11 protein-coding genes are annotated in these 16,164 nt (G+C 61.9%); 7 read left to right on the top strand and 4 right to left on the bottom strand.

Annotated features, from left to right (window positions below; translation table 11 throughout):
* The first annotated feature begins 372 nt into the window (after window positions 1-372).
* Entirely contained in the window at window positions 373-873 is a 501-nt protein-coding gene (locus ACZ6WW_RS17660) for a disulfide bond formation protein B (RefSeq protein ID WP_465275355.1), read from the top strand.
* A gap of 25 nt (window positions 874-898) precedes the next feature.
* Window positions 899-2,266 carry a class II 3-deoxy-7-phosphoheptulonate synthase gene (locus ACZ6WW_RS17665; protein ID WP_465275356.1) on the top strand — a complete coding sequence of 456 codons (1,368 nt, stop codon included), beginning with the start codon at window positions 899-901 and terminating at the stop codon, window positions 2,264-2,266.
* Between the two features lie 17 nt (window positions 2,267-2,283).
* Here ACZ6WW_RS17665 and bla read toward each other — a convergent pair whose 3' ends face one another.
* Together bla and ACZ6WW_RS17675 are read right to left on the bottom strand one after the other, a co-directional pair.
* The gene (bla, locus tag ACZ6WW_RS17670) at window positions 2,284-3,183 is read right to left on the bottom strand and encodes a subclass B3 metallo-beta-lactamase (RefSeq protein ID WP_465275357.1); all 900 of its coding nucleotides are present in this window, start codon (window positions 3,181-3,183) and stop codon (window positions 2,284-2,286) included.
* 273 nt (window positions 3,184-3,456) lie between these two features.
* Window positions 3,457-5,070 carry an amidase gene (locus ACZ6WW_RS17675; protein WP_465275358.1) on the bottom strand — a complete coding sequence of 538 codons (1,614 nt, stop codon included), beginning with the start codon at window positions 5,068-5,070 and terminating at the stop codon, window positions 3,457-3,459.
* 210 nt (window positions 5,071-5,280) lie between these two features.
* Between ACZ6WW_RS17675 and ACZ6WW_RS17680 the strand changes: the two genes are divergently transcribed.
* Both ACZ6WW_RS17680 and ACZ6WW_RS17685 read left to right on the top strand, forming a co-directional pair.
* Window positions 5,281-6,045, top strand: a complete 765-nt coding sequence (locus ACZ6WW_RS17680) for a c-type cytochrome (RefSeq protein WP_465275359.1) — start codon at window positions 5,281-5,283, stop codon at window positions 6,043-6,045.
* Complete coding sequence (locus tag ACZ6WW_RS17685; protein ID WP_281849831.1) at window positions 6,042-7,331, top strand: cytochrome c; 1,290 nt, start codon at window positions 6,042-6,044, stop codon at window positions 7,329-7,331. The genes ACZ6WW_RS17680 and ACZ6WW_RS17685 overlap by 4 nt, the downstream gene beginning before the upstream one ends.
* Here ACZ6WW_RS17685 and ACZ6WW_RS17690 read toward each other — a convergent pair whose 3' ends face one another.
* The gene (locus ACZ6WW_RS17690) at window positions 7,332-7,850 is read right to left on the bottom strand and encodes a mismatch-specific DNA-glycosylase (protein ID WP_465275360.1); all 519 of its coding nucleotides are present in this window, start codon (window positions 7,848-7,850) and stop codon (window positions 7,332-7,334) included.
* Window positions 7,851-7,927: 77 nt separating this feature from the next.
* Here ACZ6WW_RS17690 and ACZ6WW_RS17695 point away from each other — a divergent pair, with 77 nt between their 5' ends.
* The 3 genes from ACZ6WW_RS17695 to ACZ6WW_RS17705 all read left to right on the top strand — a co-directional run bounded on the left by ACZ6WW_RS17695 (window position 7,928) and on the right by ACZ6WW_RS17705 (window position 14,601).
* On the top strand, window positions 7,928-9,070 hold the full coding sequence (locus tag ACZ6WW_RS17695) for a mechanosensitive ion channel family protein (RefSeq protein ID WP_465275361.1): 1,143 nt from the start codon (window positions 7,928-7,930) through the stop codon (window positions 9,068-9,070).
* A gap of 59 nt (window positions 9,071-9,129) precedes the next feature.
* The gene (gene rng / locus ACZ6WW_RS17700; protein WP_281849828.1) at window positions 9,130-10,632 is read left to right on the top strand and encodes a ribonuclease G; all 1,503 of its coding nucleotides are present in this window, start codon (window positions 9,130-9,132) and stop codon (window positions 10,630-10,632) included.
* Between the two features lie 84 nt (window positions 10,633-10,716).
* The gene (locus ACZ6WW_RS17705; RefSeq protein WP_465275362.1) at window positions 10,717-14,601 is read left to right on the top strand and encodes a YhdP family protein; all 3,885 of its coding nucleotides are present in this window, start codon (window positions 10,717-10,719) and stop codon (window positions 14,599-14,601) included.
* Between the two features lie 274 nt (window positions 14,602-14,875).
* Here ACZ6WW_RS17705 and ACZ6WW_RS17710 read toward each other — a convergent pair whose 3' ends face one another.
* On the bottom strand, window positions 14,876-16,078 hold the full coding sequence (locus ACZ6WW_RS17710; RefSeq protein WP_465275363.1) for a sterol desaturase family protein: 1,203 nt from the start codon (window positions 16,076-16,078) through the stop codon (window positions 14,876-14,878).
* Between the last annotated feature and the right edge of the window lie 86 nt (window positions 16,079-16,164).

A 16,164-nucleotide genomic window follows, 5' to 3' on the forward strand; every position in this document is an offset into this window, starting at 1 on the left:
TGACCGCCAACGACCCGATGGATTAACCTGTTACCCATGTCCCCGAACACCTGTCACCTATGTCCCCGGTCCATACACTGAGCCAGGGGAGAGGGAGCCGACTGAGGCAACCTCAGTGTTTAGCACTTGCGCAGCGTGCCCCCTCTCCCCTGGCTCAGCCGGGGGAGAGGGTTGGGGTGAGGGGCGCAGGGTGCTCGCGGGATCCTTTCATCCGCCATGCCGGCGAGACATAAGCATCGGATAGCAAACGTTGCCTCTTCACGGAACTCAGCGTCGAACCAGCGTTCCATATTCGGAGCATTCACATAGCCACCACAGCCCAAAAAAGCTAAGGTTGCTGCCTCGCAACATCCTCTTTCCTGGTCCTCACCCATGAACCCATTTCGCTGGTCGTACCGCACTGTCTGCTTTGTCGGGCTCCTGATTTGCGTCGCCTTGCTGAGTTTTGCGCTGTACGCGGAGCATGTGTTGCATATGGAGCCGTGCCCGCTGTGCATCTTCCAGCGCATCGGCTTCATGGTGATGGCGGTGTTTTTCCTGCTGGGCGGTATTTTTGCGCCGCGCGGCGGTGCGCGTTGGGTGTTCACGATGGGCGCCATCATCGGCGGCCTGGCGGGTTTGGCGGTGGCAGGGCGGCATTTGTGGTTGCAGACGTTGCCGGCTGACGAGATCCCCTCCTGCGGCCCCAATCTGGCCTACATGATGAGCACGTTCCCCTTTCACAAAGTGCTCGATATGGTGTTCACGGGCTCGGGCGAGTGCGCGAAGATCGAGCCGATCCTCGGGCTGCCCATGCCGGCATGGACCACGCTGTGGTATGTCATTTTGATTGTCCTGATTGTGGTCGCGACGTTGCGCAAACGACGTGTTTGAAGGAAGAAATCCCATGGTTCGCGCTATGAATACGCTCCCCATTTCCCATCATGAAGCCGCCAACTGGGCGCCCGATAGCTGGCAGCAGCGTATCGCCTTGCAGCAGCCGCTTTACGAGGATGCGTTGGAGTTGGCGCAATGCACGGGGCAGCTTGCGACTTTGCCGCCGCTGGTGACATCGTGGGAAGTGCTGGCCTTGAAGCAGGCTTTGGCCGAGGCACAGGAAGGTAGCCGTTTCCTCTTGCAGGGCGGCGATTGCGCGGAAAGTTTCGCTGACTGCACCAGCCCGATCATTTCCAATCGTCTGAAAGTGCTGCTGCAGATGAGCCTGGTGCTGGTGCACGGCTTGAAGAAGCCGGTACTGCGCGTTGGGCGCTTTGCGGGGCAATATGCCAAGCCCCGCTCGGCGGACATGGAAACGCGCGATGGCGTGACTTTGCCGAGTTTTCGCGGCGATCTGGTCAATGCGCCAGAATTCACCGCCGAAGCGCGCCGCGCCGATCCACAGCGTCTGATCCAGGCGCATGCGCATTCGGCGTTAACGATGAATTTCGTTCGCGCGCTCATTGATGGCGGTTTCGCCGATCTGCACCACCCGGAGTACTGGGATCTTGCCTGGGTGGAGCATTCGCCGCTCGCTGCCGAATATCGCCGCATGGTCGCCGGCATTGGCGACTCGTTGCGCTTCATGGAAACCCTGGCCGGCCCGATCGCGGGTTTTAGTCGCGTGGATTTCTTCACTTCGCACGAAGCACTGTTGCTGCACTACGAGCAGGCATTGACGCGCCAGGTGCCGCGGCATACCGGCTGGTTCAACCTGTCGACCCACTTCCCCTGGATCGGCATGCGTACCGCCGCGCTCGATGGCGCGCACACCGAATACTTCCGTGGCATTCGCAACCCGATTGCCGTCAAGGTCGGTCCGTCGGTCAAGCCGGACGATCTGCTGCGTTTGATCGACGTGCTCAATCCGGAAGACGAGGCGGGCAGGCTGACCTTGATCCACCGCATGGGCAATGCGCAGATCGCCCAGGCCTTACCGTCGCTGCTTGAGGCGGTGAAGCGTGCCGGTCGTCGTGTGCTTTGGGTCGCCGACCCCATGCACGGCAATACCGAAAGTACCTCCAATGGTTATAAGACACGCCGCTTCGACAATATCCGTGGCGAGCTCGATCAGGCGTTCGATATTCATGCCGCCGCCGGCACACGCCTGGGTGGTGTGCATCTGGAGCTGACCGGCGAGGATGTCACCGAGTGCATGGGCGGTGCGCGCGATCTGTCCGAGACGGATCTCGATCGCGCTTACAAGTCGATGGTCGATCCGCGTCTCAATTACGAGCAGTCGCTGGAATTGGCGATGCTCATCGTGCGCAAATCGGGCGGCATGGGTTGACCTGTTGCCTGCGCACGTTAGTGCGCAGGCTTTTCCGTAGCTTCCTTGGCGATACGCTTTTCCAGATTATCCTGGCCCTTGGCCGCATACGCCTTGCACGCCTGCGCATCGATCAGCGGATCGTCGTTTTGCCCCGGTTTGCGCTGCGCGGCACGCGATAGAAAGTCGATGGCATCGGGATGCGGAACGACCAGGATGTCGCATGGCAGCGAAGCGATCGTCTTCAGACCTTCGCGGTAATCGTCCAGTCGTTCCGGATGCGCCGGATCGTTGTAGCGATAGGTGTCATTGCTTAGCAAGCTGATGCTGTCCGCGTAGACAATCGACAGGCAGCGCTTGTTCTCGCAGGACGACCATGTCCATGTCGTACTGCCCGGCGTATGTCCCGGCGTGTAATGCGCCTGCACGGCGAGCGGGCCGATGTGCACGATTTCGTTATCCGCCACGCTTCGCACGTTCGCGACCTTGGGATAGGGTGCCGCTTCGCCATGCTGCGGATCGTCCGGGTCGTTACCACCGAGCATGAGAGCCTTGGCGCCTTTCGCGCTGGCAACCACCTGTGCGCCGCTATCGCGTGCGATCGCCGCGATGGCTCCGGCATGGTCGGGGTGCGCATGCGAGTTGAGAATCAGCTTGATGTCCTTGAGCTTGAATCCCAGGGCGCGGATGTTTGCTTCGATCATCGGCGCATTCTTCGGCAGGGTGCCGTCGATCAGAATCGCGCCCTCCGTTGAAGTGATCAGGATGGCGCTGAGCCCTTTGGTTCCGACATAGTAGGTATTGCCGTAAATGCGGAAAGGCTTTTGCGGCTGTGACCATGCGCTTTGGTTATAGATATCCGGTTTGGCGGGCTTGGACGCTTGCACGGTGGTGCACGCGGCCAGTGTTGCGATGCACAGAATAATTCGTGCGTTCATCGTATTCCCCAAGAGATAAGTCATCCGAGTGTGCCAGTGCGGGCGTGGCGATGACTCGTCGAGTTTGGGGCGTTTTGCGGGCAACTAGGTTCTTGTGAGAGCGACATCAGGCCTCCTCGAAGAGCCTCCTCCTATTCGTCATTCCGGCGAAGGCCGGAATCCACTCCTCAGCGCTAAGGCTCGCCACAGGTTGTCTGACAAGCGAGGACTGAGGAATGGATCCCGGCCTTCGCCGGGATGACGATGATTGTGAGCGGTAATGCAAAGCAAGGCTCAGTCGTTGACTTGCGCCTTGCCACCCACCGTATCGAGAAACTTCGGCTGCTGGAACGGCATATTGTGCTGCTCGAAGCCATAGGCAATCGAGATCAAGGTCGGCTCGCTCCATTTCGCACCGAAAAACACGATGCCGACTGGCAGGTCGTGCGCATAGTTGCCCGGCACGGTAATCGACGGATAGCCCGCTACCGCCGCCGGCTGCGACGCACCACCGACAGTCGGGTCACCACTGACGATGTGGTCACCCAGCACCGGATCGGTAACGAAGGCCGGTCCCCACGACGGCGACAGCAGTGCGTCCAGTTGATTGGCTTTCAGCGCGGCATCGATACCTTCGGGACCGGAAAGCCGCTTGGCCTTCGCAAGCGCATCCGTATAGGCCGCATCGGTAAGCGGTCCTTTCGCCTGTGCCTGTTCGAATAGCTCCTGGCCGAAATAGGGCATTTCGCGATCGGCCTCGCGCTTGTTGAACGCGATCAGGTCGGCCAGCGTCTTCATCTTCAGGTTCGAACGCGTGGCGAGATAGGCGTTCATGTCGTGCTTGAGGTCATAGAGCAGCACGGTCATTTCCGGCTCGCCCAGTTCCTTCAAATGCGGCAGCTCGACCGGATCGACGATGATCGCACCCTGCGCCTTCATCAAGGCGATCGCCTGGTCCAGCGCGCGATCGGCATTGGGCTCGGCGCCGGCCAGCGCGCGCACTACGCCGATACGCTTGCCCTTGAGGCCATTCGGGTCGAGATATTTGGTGTAGTCGGTCGCGTGCTTGTCCGCTTCGGACGTGGCCGGATCGCGCTTGTCGCTGCCGGCAATCACCGAGAGCAGGGCGGCCGCATCGGCGACAGTGCGGGCGATCGGGCCGGCGGTATCCTGGTTGTGACTGATCGGGATGATGCCGCTGCGGCTGACCAGCCCCAGCGTCGGCTTGAGGCCGACCAGACCATTGCTGGCAGCGGGGCAGATAATCGAACCATCGGTCTCGCTACCCACGGCAACGGTCACCAGACCGGCGGCAACCGCGGCCGCGGAGCCCGCACTGGAGCCACAAGGGTTGCGGTCCAGTACGTACGGATTGCGTGCCTGACCACCGCGCGCGCTCCAGCCGCTGCTGGCGTGGTTGGAGCGCATGTTTGCCCACTCGCTGAGATTGGCCTTGCCGAACACCAGTGCTCCCTGCTTGTGCAGGCGCTCGACCAGACCGGCATCACGCTTGGCGGGATGATCGGCCAGCGCCAACGAACCGGCGGTCGTCAGCATCGGACCGGCCGTGTCGATATTGTCCTTGAGCAACACCGGGATGCCGTAGAGCGGACCGCGTTTCTTGTTGCCGGCGCGTTTCTTGTCGAGTTGCGAGGCTTGTTTCGCGGCATCGGGATTGAGCTCGATGATCGAGCGCAGCAACGGTCCGGATTGATCGATGCGCGCCACACGTTCCTTGAATTGCTGCACCAGGGCCTGGCTGGTGAGTGCGCCGCTGTCCATGCGTTGCTGCAGTTGATCGATGGATGCCCAGACGTCCGCGGGCGCGGCCGTTTCGGCGGCCAATACACTGCCGGTGCTCAAGCAGCCGGCGGCCAACAGGCCAAGGACTAGCGACGAACGAATCACTGAAAGTCTCCCCTAATATGCGGCACGATGTCGCGACGACGGAGCTTAGCAGGCGGGCAAGCGTGGGCTTGCTGGCCTGCAGCACGGAGTAAGTGCTTGATACGGAGGGTTCGGTTCAACCGTTCCACCGCCGTCATGTCGGACAGCCGCGACAAGCGACATGCCGCCGCAGCCGCGGATTGGCTTGCGACCGAGCCTATAATCCGCCGCATGATCACGACAGCTGCTCGGCATCCGCGATTCGCCCATGGCCTGGCCATCCTGGCCGTCATGGCTCTCTGGTTGGGTGGCGCGGGCGCGTCGCTACGCGCAGCCGACGATGCGGCTCCCGCGATACCCGATACCTTGCAGCAACGCATCGCAGCGTGCACGGCCTGTCATGGCGTGCATGGCGAAGGCTCGCCCGATACCGGGTTTTTTCCGCGGCTGGCAGGCAAGCCGGCGGGTTATCTCGCGCGGCAATTGCAGGATTTCAAGGACGGGCTGCGCAAGTACGCACCGATGGAATACACCACCCGTTTCCTTAGCCCCGAGTACATGCAGGAAATCGCGCAGTACTTCGCGGCGCAGCAGGTGCCCTACAGTCCTTCGCCGGTGCCGCGTGTATCGGCCGATGTCATGAAACGTGGCGAGACGCTGGTGACACAGGGTGATCCCGCGCGTCAGGTACCCGCGTGCAGCGCATGCCATGGCAGCCAGCTTACCGGCGTGCAGCCGGATATCCCGGGGCTGGTCGGCCTGCCTTACGATTACCTCAGTTCACAGCTCGGCTCGTGGCGCACGAAGACGCGCGCGATGGCGGCGCCCGATTGCATGGCCGAGATCGCCAATCGATTGAGCGACGCCGATATCAGTGCGGTGTCCGCGTATCTGGCGACGCGTGAGTTGCCGGCGGACATGCATGCGCAAGCGCCCGGTTCGATCAAGCCGCCTTTGCGTTGCGGTGTGCTCGAAGCCCATGGGAGTGGCGCATGAAAATCATTGCACGCATCATCCTGTCAGTCGTGGTGCTGGTCGTGCTCGCCGCGGGCTGGGTGCTTTTCCACGGCAATTCGCAGTCCGTGCCGCGTGAAGCAAGCAAGATCGATGCGACCACGCTGAAGGATCCTGCCTTGATTGCCAAGGGCCAGTACCTGGCGACTGTCGGCGATTGCGCGGCCTGCCACACGACGCAAGGCGGCATCGCCTATGCGGGCGGGCGCGTGCTGGCGACGCCCTTTGGCAGTATCACTGCGCCCAATATCACGCCCGATCGCGCCACCGGTCTTGGCGACTGGAGCTTCGAGGATTTCTGGCAGGCTCTGCATAGCGGCAAGGGCCGTCACGGCGAGCTGCTGTACCCGGTGTTTTCCTATACCTCGTATACGAAGGTGCATCGCGACGATGCGCTGGCAATCTTTGCTTATCTCCAGTCACTGCCGGCAACGAACAATCCGGCGAGCCCGTTGGGCCTGAGTTTTCCGTACAACGTGCGCAACAGCCTGAAAGCCTGGCGCGCGTTGTATTTCAAGGAAGGCGAGTATCAGGTCGAGCCGTCGAAGCCTGCGTCGTGGAATCGCGGTGCGTATCTGGTGCAGGGCCTGGGACATTGCAACGAATGCCATATCGCGCGCGACTCGCTGGGCGGTGCACGCGACGACGCAGCACTTTCGGGTGGCCAGATTCCCGAGCAGAACTGGTACGCGCCCGACTTGAGCACGCAGGCCAACGGTGGCTTGCAGGGATGGAGCGAGCAGGACATCGTCGACCTGCTCAAGACCGGCAAGTCATCGCGTGGCACGGCGTTCGGACCGATGGCCGAAGTGGTCGCGCGAAGCACGCAACACATGCAGGACGATGACCTGCGTTCGATCGCCGAGTATCTGCGTTCGTTGCCGCCGCGGCCGACGATGAAACCGGTCGAGCTGCCGTACGACACCAAGGCGCTGGCCGATCGAGGCAAGGGTGTCTATGAGAAACAATGCGCCGATTGCCATGGCAAGGACGGCAAGGGTGTGGACGGCGTGTATCCGCCGCTCGATGGCAATTCATCCGTGAACGAACCGACCGGCATCAATGCGACGCGCGTCGTGCTGCTGGGTGGTTTCCCGCCGGCCACGCAAGGCAACCCGCGACCGTATTCGATGCCGCCGTTTGCGCAACAGCTCAATGATGCGGATGTGGCCGCTGTGGTGACCTATATCCGCACGTCGTGGTCGAACCGTGCGTTGCCGGTGCGGGAACGCGATGTAAGCACGTTCCGGCATACGCCGATCGATTGATCAGGACCATTGCAGTTTCGCAAGCTCGCGCCAAGGCCCGATATCCCAGTGCCCGCGAGCCTGTCCCGAGGGCGAAGGCAACACAAAGAGCCGCGTGTCACCGATGCGCTGTTCGCACAGTCCATAGCCGGGGCCATGGCCAAGCGCTGCACGTGCGGCGGCCTTGCTGGTGAACGCCAGCATGCGCGGTTGCCAGCGCTCGATTTTTTCGACCAGGCCGGCGACATCGAAAGCATCGCGCGGCAGCTCGTTGTCGTTGCCGAAATGCAGCTTGGCGACATCGGTCAATCCGATGCCGAAGGTCAGTAGCAGCGGAAATTCGCCCGGTTGCAGCCGTCGTGGCGTCAAGCCGATCTCATGCAGGGTGGGCCAGAAACGATTGCCTGGATGCGCGTAGTACGCCTTTTCCTCGGCCGACCGTTTCCCCGCGGCGGTGCCACAGAACACAAGCGAAAGTCCTTCCTGCAACACATCCGGAAGAACGTGTGAAAGCGTGGGTTGGGTAGAGGATATGGGCATGCGTTCATATTCTGCCCACATCGCATGAACATGGCGTGCGGCAGGGTGATGGCCGGTTTGGGCGATACCTGGGCGGCATGAATACCGATTTCATCGCATTCTGGAATAGCCATCCCTGGGGGCGGCTGGGTCTGACCGTCGCCGCTGCGCTGTTTGTGGCGTTCGTGCTGCGCAGCCTGGCGTTCGTCTTCCTACATCGGTTGGCGAAGCATCGCCCATTCACTGCCGACCTGGTGGGTCATGCCAATCCTCCGATGGAATGGTTGATGCCATTGTTGATGTTGACCACCGCTTTGCGCGTGACGCCCGACATCGATCAGTTTCGCTGGCTCGATGCAATCAATCATCTGTTGCTGGTCTTGTTGATCGCAGTACTTACCTGGTTGGCGGTGCGTTGCATTGGTGCGGCTCAGCTGGCGGCGATGCGGCTTTATCCCGTCGATCAGGAAGACAACCTGCGCGCGCGACGGGTGGTGACCCAGGTCCGCGTGCTGGGGCGGATCGCTGTCGCCATGGTTGTGTTGATCGGCCTGGCGGCGATTTTCATGACCATCCCGATGGTGCGTCAGTTCGGTGCCGGCTTGTTGGCTTCGGCAGGCGTCGCCGGCATCGCGATCGGCTTTGCGGCCAAGCCGGTATTGAGCAATCTGATCGCCGGCGTGCAGATCGCCCTGACTCAGCCCATTCGTCTCGACGACGTGGTGATCATCCAGAACGAGTGGGGGCGGATCGAGGAGATCAGCGGGACCTATGTCGTGGTATGCATCTGGGACGAACGTCGCCTCGTGGTGCCGCTGAACTACTTCATCGAAAATCCTTTCGAGAACTGGACCCGTACTACTGCTCGACTGACCGGTACAGTATTTCTGTGGGTGGACTACCGCATGCCGCTCGATCCTCTGCGCGACGAATTGCGCCGCTTGTGCGAAGCGGCGCCCGAATGGGACCGGCGGGTGTGCGTACTGCAACTGGTCGATGCCTCCGACCGCGCAGTTCAGCTACGCGCCCTGGTCAGTGCGGCCGATTCCGGGAGAGCCTGGGATCTTCGCTGTCGTATTCGCGAGGGCCTGGTGGCCTACGTCCAGAACGGCTTTCCCGACTACTTGCCGCACCTGCGTGCCAGCCTGCATGACGTGCATGCTGAGGCCGCTCTGGGCGGTTCCGGGGCAACCCCATCCGGGTCGGACGCCGGGGCGTCTGGTGCGACTGGCGGGCTTTGACGCCTGCATCGACAGCCCGATTGCGCAACCGCTATAAAGGCTGCTCATGGGAGGATGCGGTGAGCGAAGAAATCCTGATTAACGTGACGCCGCGCGAGACGCGCGTGGGTGTCGTCGAGAACGGCATGCTGCAGGAAGTGCATGTCGAGCGCGCGTCCAAGCGTGGCTACGTGGGGAATGTCTATAAGGGCCGCGTGCAGCGGGTGATGCCCGGCATGCAGGCGGTATTCGTGGAGATCGGGCTGGAGCGCGCGGCGTTCCTGCACGCCTCGGATATCGTGCGCCCGCCACTGCCCGCGGCCGAAGGTGCCGAGCCGCTGGTGAACGGTAATGGCAACGGCAACGGTAACGGGCATGTCCCGTCGATCAGCGAGCTGGTCCACGAAGGGCAGGAAATCGTCGTGCAGGTGGTCAAGGACCCGATCGGCAGCAAGGGTGCACGGCTGTCCACGCATCTGTCGATACCGTCACGCTATCTGGTGCTGCTGCCGCACGCGCGCACGATGGGCATCTCGACCCGTATCGAGGACGAGCCCGAGCGTCAGCGCCTGAAAGAAGTGATGACCTCGCTGACCGGCGAAAACCCGCTCGGTTACATCGTGCGAACCAATGCCGAAGGGCAGTCGGCCGAGTCGCTGGCTTTCGACGTGACTTATCTTGGCAAGGTCTGGCGCGTGGTGCAGGAAAACATCGCCAAGGCCAAGGTGGGCGAGCGCGTCTACGAAGAACTTTCGCTGCCGCTGCGCAGTCTTCGAGACATGCTTACCGACGATATCGAAAAGGTGCGCGTCGACTCGCGCGAAACCTACGAGAAGGTGGTCAAGTTCGTGCACAAGTTCATGCCGAGCCTGGACGACCGCATCGAACACTATGCCGGCGAACGGCCTATCTTTGACCTGTACGGTGTCGAGGACGAAATCCAGCGCGCCATGAAAAAAGAGGTGCCGCTCAAATCCGGCGGCTACCTGATCGTCGACCAGACCGAGGCGATGACCACGATCGACGTCAACACCGGCGGGTACCTGGGCACCCGCAACCTGGAGGAGACGGTCTATCGCACCAACCTGGAGGCGGCGCAGGCGGCGTCGCGCCAGCTGCGGCTGCGTAATCTCGGCGGCATCATCATCATCGACTTTATCGATATGACCGATGAGGAGCATCGCCGCCAGGTGCTGCGCATGCTGGAAAAGGGCCTGGCCCGCGACCACGCCAAGACCACCGTCTATCCGATGTCGGCACTGGGCCTGGTCGAAATGACCCGCAAGCGCACGACCGAAAGCCTGGAGCGCCAGTTGTGCGAGCCATGCCCGGCCTGCGGCGGGCGCGGCACCGTAAAAACCGCCGAAACGGTGATCTACGAAATTTTCCGCGAAATCACGCGGGCGGTGCGCCAGTTCAATGCGGAAAAGCTGCTGGTGATGGCCAGTCCCAAGGTCGTCGGCCGGATCCTGGAGGAGGAGTCCGCCGCGGTGGCCGAATTGGAAGAGTTCATCTCAAAAAGCATACGCTTTCAGGCCGAAGAGCATTATTCCCAGGAACAGTTCGATGTGGTCTTGTTGTAACCCTCGTCCCGACGGACGTGGTTTTCGCGCGATCGGCGCGAGTCCGCCCTTGCGTCCCCGTTACCCATTCCTCGCTCCGGCCGCATGAAGCGCTCGTGGCAAAAAGGACTGCACGGCGCTGCGCGTGCACTCGGCTGGATCGCCGGTATCGCGGTGATCACCCTTGCGGTGATCGTCGCCTTGACGCAACTGCTGCTGCCGCTGTTGGCGAGAAACCCCCAATGGGTGGCGGCGCAACTGAGCGCGCAACTGCATCGCCCGGTCAGTTTTGCGTCGATGGATGGGCATTGGCAGGGGTCGGGCCCGTCTTTCCTGATGCGCGATGTCACCATCGGGCCGGGCGAGGGCGGCGGCATGCCGCTGCATATCCCGGAGACCGAACTGAAGCTGGATTTCGGCGGCTGGCTGTTGCCTTCGCGGCATCTGGTCAACCTGCGCGCGCGCGGTCTGCAACTGGACCTGGCCTGCGATCTGGACGGAACCTGGCACATCAATGGCGTCGGCGTCAGCGGTGGCCAGGATCGCCAGAGCCTGTCGCTGGGGCGCTTGTCGGTGGGCCTGTGGCTGGACGATCTGCGTCTGGATATCACCGACAACCGCATGGGCAAGCACTATGCGTTGATCGCCGATCAGGTGCGCCTGACCCGCCAGAGCGGACGCATCCGGATCGGCTTGCTGTTGCATCGTGAAGGCACGACAGGGCAGTTGCGCGGTGCGGGCAATTTTCGCGAGGACGGCGCGCAGGGCAGGCTGTGGCTGACCGGGGTCAATATCAATCTGCACGACATGTTGTCCGGCATCGATCTGGGCGGCTATCAGGTCAATGACGGCCATGGGACCTTTGCCAGCTGGCTGGACTGGAGCCGCGGGCGGATCGTGCGCAACCTGACCCGCTTCGATCTGGACAGCCTCGGCGTCACGTCGCCCGATGGCGGCCAGGCCAGCGCGGCAGCCCTGCATGGGCTGGTCGAGCTCAAACGCATCGAGGACGGTTTCGACGTGCGCTGGCTGAGCGATGACGGTGGTGCGCTGGCGCTGCAAACCCATCAGATCGATACCGACCAGGCGCGCATCGATGCTGCCGCGAGCAATCTGCAACTGGCCCCGCTGCTGCCCTGGCTGGCGCTCAAACCGCATACATCGCCCGCACTCGCCCAGTGGCTGGGACAAGGCAAGCCGCGTGGCACGGTGCTCAGCGCCGGCATGCGCTTCAGCCGCGGCCAGGGGCTGACGTATCTTGACGTACGCTTCGACGGCCTGGGGATCGACCCCGTCGGCAAGCTGCCCGGCTTGAGCACGCTGTCCGGCGAATTCCGTGGCGACGAAGAGGCCATGTCGCTGACCTTGCCCGCCCAGGCCAGTACGATCAATTTCCCGCACACGTTTCGCAAGCCCTTCGTGATGGCCAACCTGGCCGGCGAGATCGCGTTCTGGCACGAAGACGATGCCTTCCATATCGGCACCGAACAGCTCGATTTCGAAGGTCAGGGATTCAGCGGCCAGGCGCGGGGCCAGGCGGCCTTGCCCGATGCCGGCGGCCGTCCCTTCCTCGATCTTTACGCTTCGGTGAACCATGCCAGCGTCGAGGCGGCCAAGTTGTTCTGGCCGATCGACTCGATGTCGCCGGCGGCAGTCGAATGGCTCGATCGCGCGCTGGTCGACGGTCAGGTGGATACCGGAGCGGTGCTGGTGCGCGGCGATCTGCGCGACTGGCCGTTCCGCCATAACGAAGGTCGCTTCGAGGCGCGTGCGCAGATCAGCAACCTGGTGTTCGAGTATGGCAAGAACTGGCCGCGCGCCGATGGCGTTGTCGCGGTCGCCAACTTCATCAACAACGGCATGCTGGTCGAAGCCAGCGCGGGGCAATCGCTGGGCAACAAAGTCGACAAGGCGGTTGCGTCGATTCCCGACTTTGCCAACACCACGCTGGACCTGACCGTCAGCGGTTCGGGCAGCGGTCCGAACATGATCGACTTCGTGCGCAACAGTCCGATCGGCAGTCGACAGGCCGATGTGCTGTCCAAGCTGAATCTGACCGGTGGCGGCACGTTCGGTTTTCACCTCGTCCTGCCGGTGAAAGATGCCAAGGATTTCACGCTCGATGGCAATGCACAGCTCAAGGATATCGACGTCAATGCGGCCGAATGGAATCTCAAGCTCGACAAGGTGAGCGGCCCGGCGACTTTCGACGGCCATGGCTTTCATGCCGGCCCGCTCGATGCGGGGTTTCACGGCCAGCCGGCCAAGCTCGACTTGGCTATCGCCGGTGCCACCGGCCAACCCGACACCGTATTTTCGGCGCGCCTGAATGGACGCTACAGCGTCGGCGAGTTGATTCAGGGTTATTCGCAGCTGCAATGGCTAAATGACATCGCCAGTGGTCGCAGCGACTACACGATCGGCTTCGACATCTCCACCGTGGCCAAGGCGGGCGAGTCGTCGCAGAACTTGAGCATCGACTCGCCGTTGCTCGGCACGGCGCTCAACTTTCCGATGCCGCTGAAGAAAGACGCCAACGCGACCTTGCCGCTGCATCTCACGCTAGGTTTGCCGGTGAACGGCGGTGATCTGCAACTGTCGCTCGGACAGGTTGCGCGCGCGCGTTTTCGACTGCCCGATGGCGAGGCCAAACCGCTTGCGGCGAGCATCATGTTCGGTACGCGCATGCCCGATGCGCTACCTGACAAGGGTATGCGCGTGCGCGGTTTTGCCAGCAAGCTTGATGTCAGTGGTTGGGTGCAGAACAGCGTTGCTGGCAGCAGCAACAACGGCCCGGGCCTCGAAAGCATCGACATGACGACAGACGAGGCGGCGATATTTGGACGTCTATTTGCCAATATGCGCATCAAGACGACCGTGCAGCCCAATGCATTGAGCATCGATGCGGACAGCGCCGGCCTTGCCGGGCACTTCGACGTGCCGACCGATGATTTGCGCAGACGAGGCCTTACCGCGCGACTGCAGCGTCTGTACTGGCCTAAGGACAATACGGCGGCGGCAAAGAAGGATGTCACTGGCGAGCCGGCCGAGTCGTCTACGGCAGCGGATGATGCCAATCTGCCAACGCCACATCCCGAAGTGACCGGTGTCGATCCCAAGGCCTTGCCGCCGCTTCATCTATGGATCGGCGATCTGCGTTTTGGCGACGCGAAACTCGGCGAGGCGCGTCTGGAAACCTGGCCGACCGACAAGGGGCTGCATATCGACCAACTGCGCACGCAGGCGCACAGCGTGCAGATCAATGCGGGCGGCGACTGGAACGGTACGCCGAACAACAGCCATACCCATTTGCGCATCGACTTCGCCGCCGAGAATCTCGGCGAGATGTTGGGTGCGTTCGGTTACCAGGGACTGGTCGCGGGCGGCAAGACCAGTGCGCAGCTCGATGCGACCTGGCCGGGTTCACCCTCGGGCATGGATCTGGCCAACATGGACGGCAAGTTGAGCGTCAATGTCAGCACCGGCCGCATTCCCGAGGTCGCTCCCGGTGTCGGTCGTTTGTTCGGCCTGGTGTCCATCCTCGAGTTGCCGCGCCGGCTCACGCTCGATTTCGGTGATGTGTTCGGCAAGGGCTTGGGCTTCGACTCGATCAGTGGCGACTTCATGCTGGCGCACGGCAATGCCACCACGGACAACCTGAAAATCCTGAGCCCCGCGGCGGCCATCACGGTCACCGGCCGCACCGGTCTGCGCGCCAAGGATTATGACCAGCAAGTGCTGGTGATTCCGCATATCGGTAACAGCCTGCCGGTCGTTGGCGCGGTAGTCGGCGGTCCGATCGGCGTGGCTGCTGGCGTCGTCGTGCAAGGCATTCTGGGGCACGGCCTGAATCATGCGGCCAGCAAGCGCTATCGCATCAGCGGTAGTTGGGACAAGCCGGTGATTGCGCCGCTGGACAAGGGCGCGGTGGAGCCTGCTACAACCGGAAGTACATCAGCACCTGCGAAGGCGGCCAGCGTGTCTCGCTGACGCTGTCGGAGCGACTTCAAGAAACCTCGACAACCTCAGTTTTCCTATCGTCATCCCGGCGTAGGCCGGGATCCAGTGACTTCGGTTGTCGGCTTTCGCGAGCGTATTCATGACTTTTCGTGAAAACCCAACAATAACGCCACTGGATTCCGGCCTACGCCGGAATGACGAGTAGGAGGTTATTCGAGGCTCCTTTCAGGTGCGACAAGGACGGGCCTTAAAGCACGATTGTCGCGACTGAAGTCGCTCCCACAAAAGAGCGGTTATTCGCACCTCAAGCCTCGGGCTCCACTGCCTTCGTGCTCCCGTTAAACGGAAACATCTGCTGCCGCACGAAGCCGTCGGGCATGTAATCGCCGACCACGCCGTATTTCTCCGGAAACTTCTTCGTCGATTTCACCGCCGTGCCGAAGAAGTAATCCAGAAACGCGTAATGCGCGGCATAGTTCTTGTCGATCGCCTCGTCGTCCGAGGCGTGATGCCAGTGGTGGAAATTCGGCGTCACGATCACATACTTCAGCGGTCCCCACGGCAGATGCACATTGGCGTGGTTGAACACCGCCTGGAAGCCGACCACGATGATGTACGCATTCATCACCGCTTCGCTGAAGCCAAGGATGTACAACGGTGCCAGCACGCATACGCGGGTAAAGACCAGCTCGAGCATGTGCTGGCGCGAGCCGGCCAGCCAGTCCATCGTCTTTACGCTGTGATGCACTGCGTGGAAGCGCCACAGAAATGGCACCTCGTGATACGCACGATGTGTCCAGTACTGCGCCATGTCGGCGACCAGGACGCATAGCAGCAACTGCGGCACGAACTGAATATGTTGCACGTACTGCTGGAAGCTGCTGCTCTGCAGCCAGCCGAACAAGTGGTGCAGCAGGAAGTTCACCACCAGCAGGATCAGGCCGACGATGAAATGATTGACTGCAAAGTGTTTCAGGTCGGTCTGCCATTCCTTGCGAAAGACCGCTTGGCCTTTGTAGAGCGGAAACAGCTTTTCGATCGCGACAAAGATCAGCGTCGAGCCCAGCAGATCCAGGATGAACCAGTCCAGCCCGATATACGGCGTGTGATCCGGGAAGTTCTCCACCGGCACGCGCGAGCCGCCCATCGCGGTGGCCACGATCACCATGGCGAAGGCGATCAGATTCAGATTGCGGCGACGGTTCAAGATCACGTTGCCCAGCGATATACCGCCGGCGATCAACAGGCCGCCAAACAGCAGGTGGCGCAACAGATCGACGGAATACTTGTGGCGCAGTTCCGGCGTTGTCAGATATTGGGGGTAATGAAACGCCAGCACGCCCAGCAGGCACAGAAAACCCAGCGACAGCGCAATGACCGTGCTGACGCCGGTCTGGCTGCCACGCAGGTGGCCATCCTTTTTCAACAGCTCCCGAGCTTCCCCGACCGGCGCCTTGGCCTGGTCCACCACGTGGTGCAGGAAATCTCGTTTCGACGAATCGCTCATTCGGTGTTCCTTCACGGTTTGTGCACGCATGGTAGCCGTTTCCTGCCCTGGCATACTGCACGGCCGGGCGGCTTTAAAGCCGGCCG

Source organism: Dyella sp. NPDC103356, assembly GCF_055584465.1.

Excerpts from the sequence above, each read along its gene's own strand:
- ACZ6WW_RS17665 (WP_465275356.1), top strand. The coding sequence starts at position 899 with ATGAATACGCTCCCCATTTCCCATCATGAAGCCGCCAACTGGGCGCCC.
- ACZ6WW_RS17680 (WP_465275359.1), top strand. The coding sequence starts at position 5,281 with ATGATCACGACAGCTGCTCGGCATCCGCGATTCGCCCATGGCCTGGCC.
- ACZ6WW_RS17690 (WP_465275360.1), bottom strand. The coding sequence starts at position 7,850 with ATGCCCATATCCTCTACCCAACCCACGCTTTCACACGTTCTTCCGGAT.
- ACZ6WW_RS17695 (WP_465275361.1), top strand. The coding sequence starts at position 7,928 with ATGAATACCGATTTCATCGCATTCTGGAATAGCCATCCCTGGGGGCGG.
- ACZ6WW_RS17660 (WP_465275355.1), top strand. The coding sequence starts at position 373 with ATGAACCCATTTCGCTGGTCGTACCGCACTGTCTGCTTTGTCGGGCTC.
- ACZ6WW_RS17685 (WP_281849831.1), top strand. The coding sequence starts at position 6,042 with ATGAAAATCATTGCACGCATCATCCTGTCAGTCGTGGTGCTGGTCGTG.
- bla (WP_465275357.1), bottom strand. The coding sequence starts at position 3,183 with ATGAACGCACGAATTATTCTGTGCATCGCAACACTGGCCGCGTGCACC.
- ACZ6WW_RS17705 (WP_465275362.1), top strand. The coding sequence starts at position 10,717 with ATGAAGCGCTCGTGGCAAAAAGGACTGCACGGCGCTGCGCGTGCACTC.
- ACZ6WW_RS17710 (WP_465275363.1), bottom strand. The coding sequence starts at position 16,078 with ATGAGCGATTCGTCGAAACGAGATTTCCTGCACCACGTGGTGGACCAG.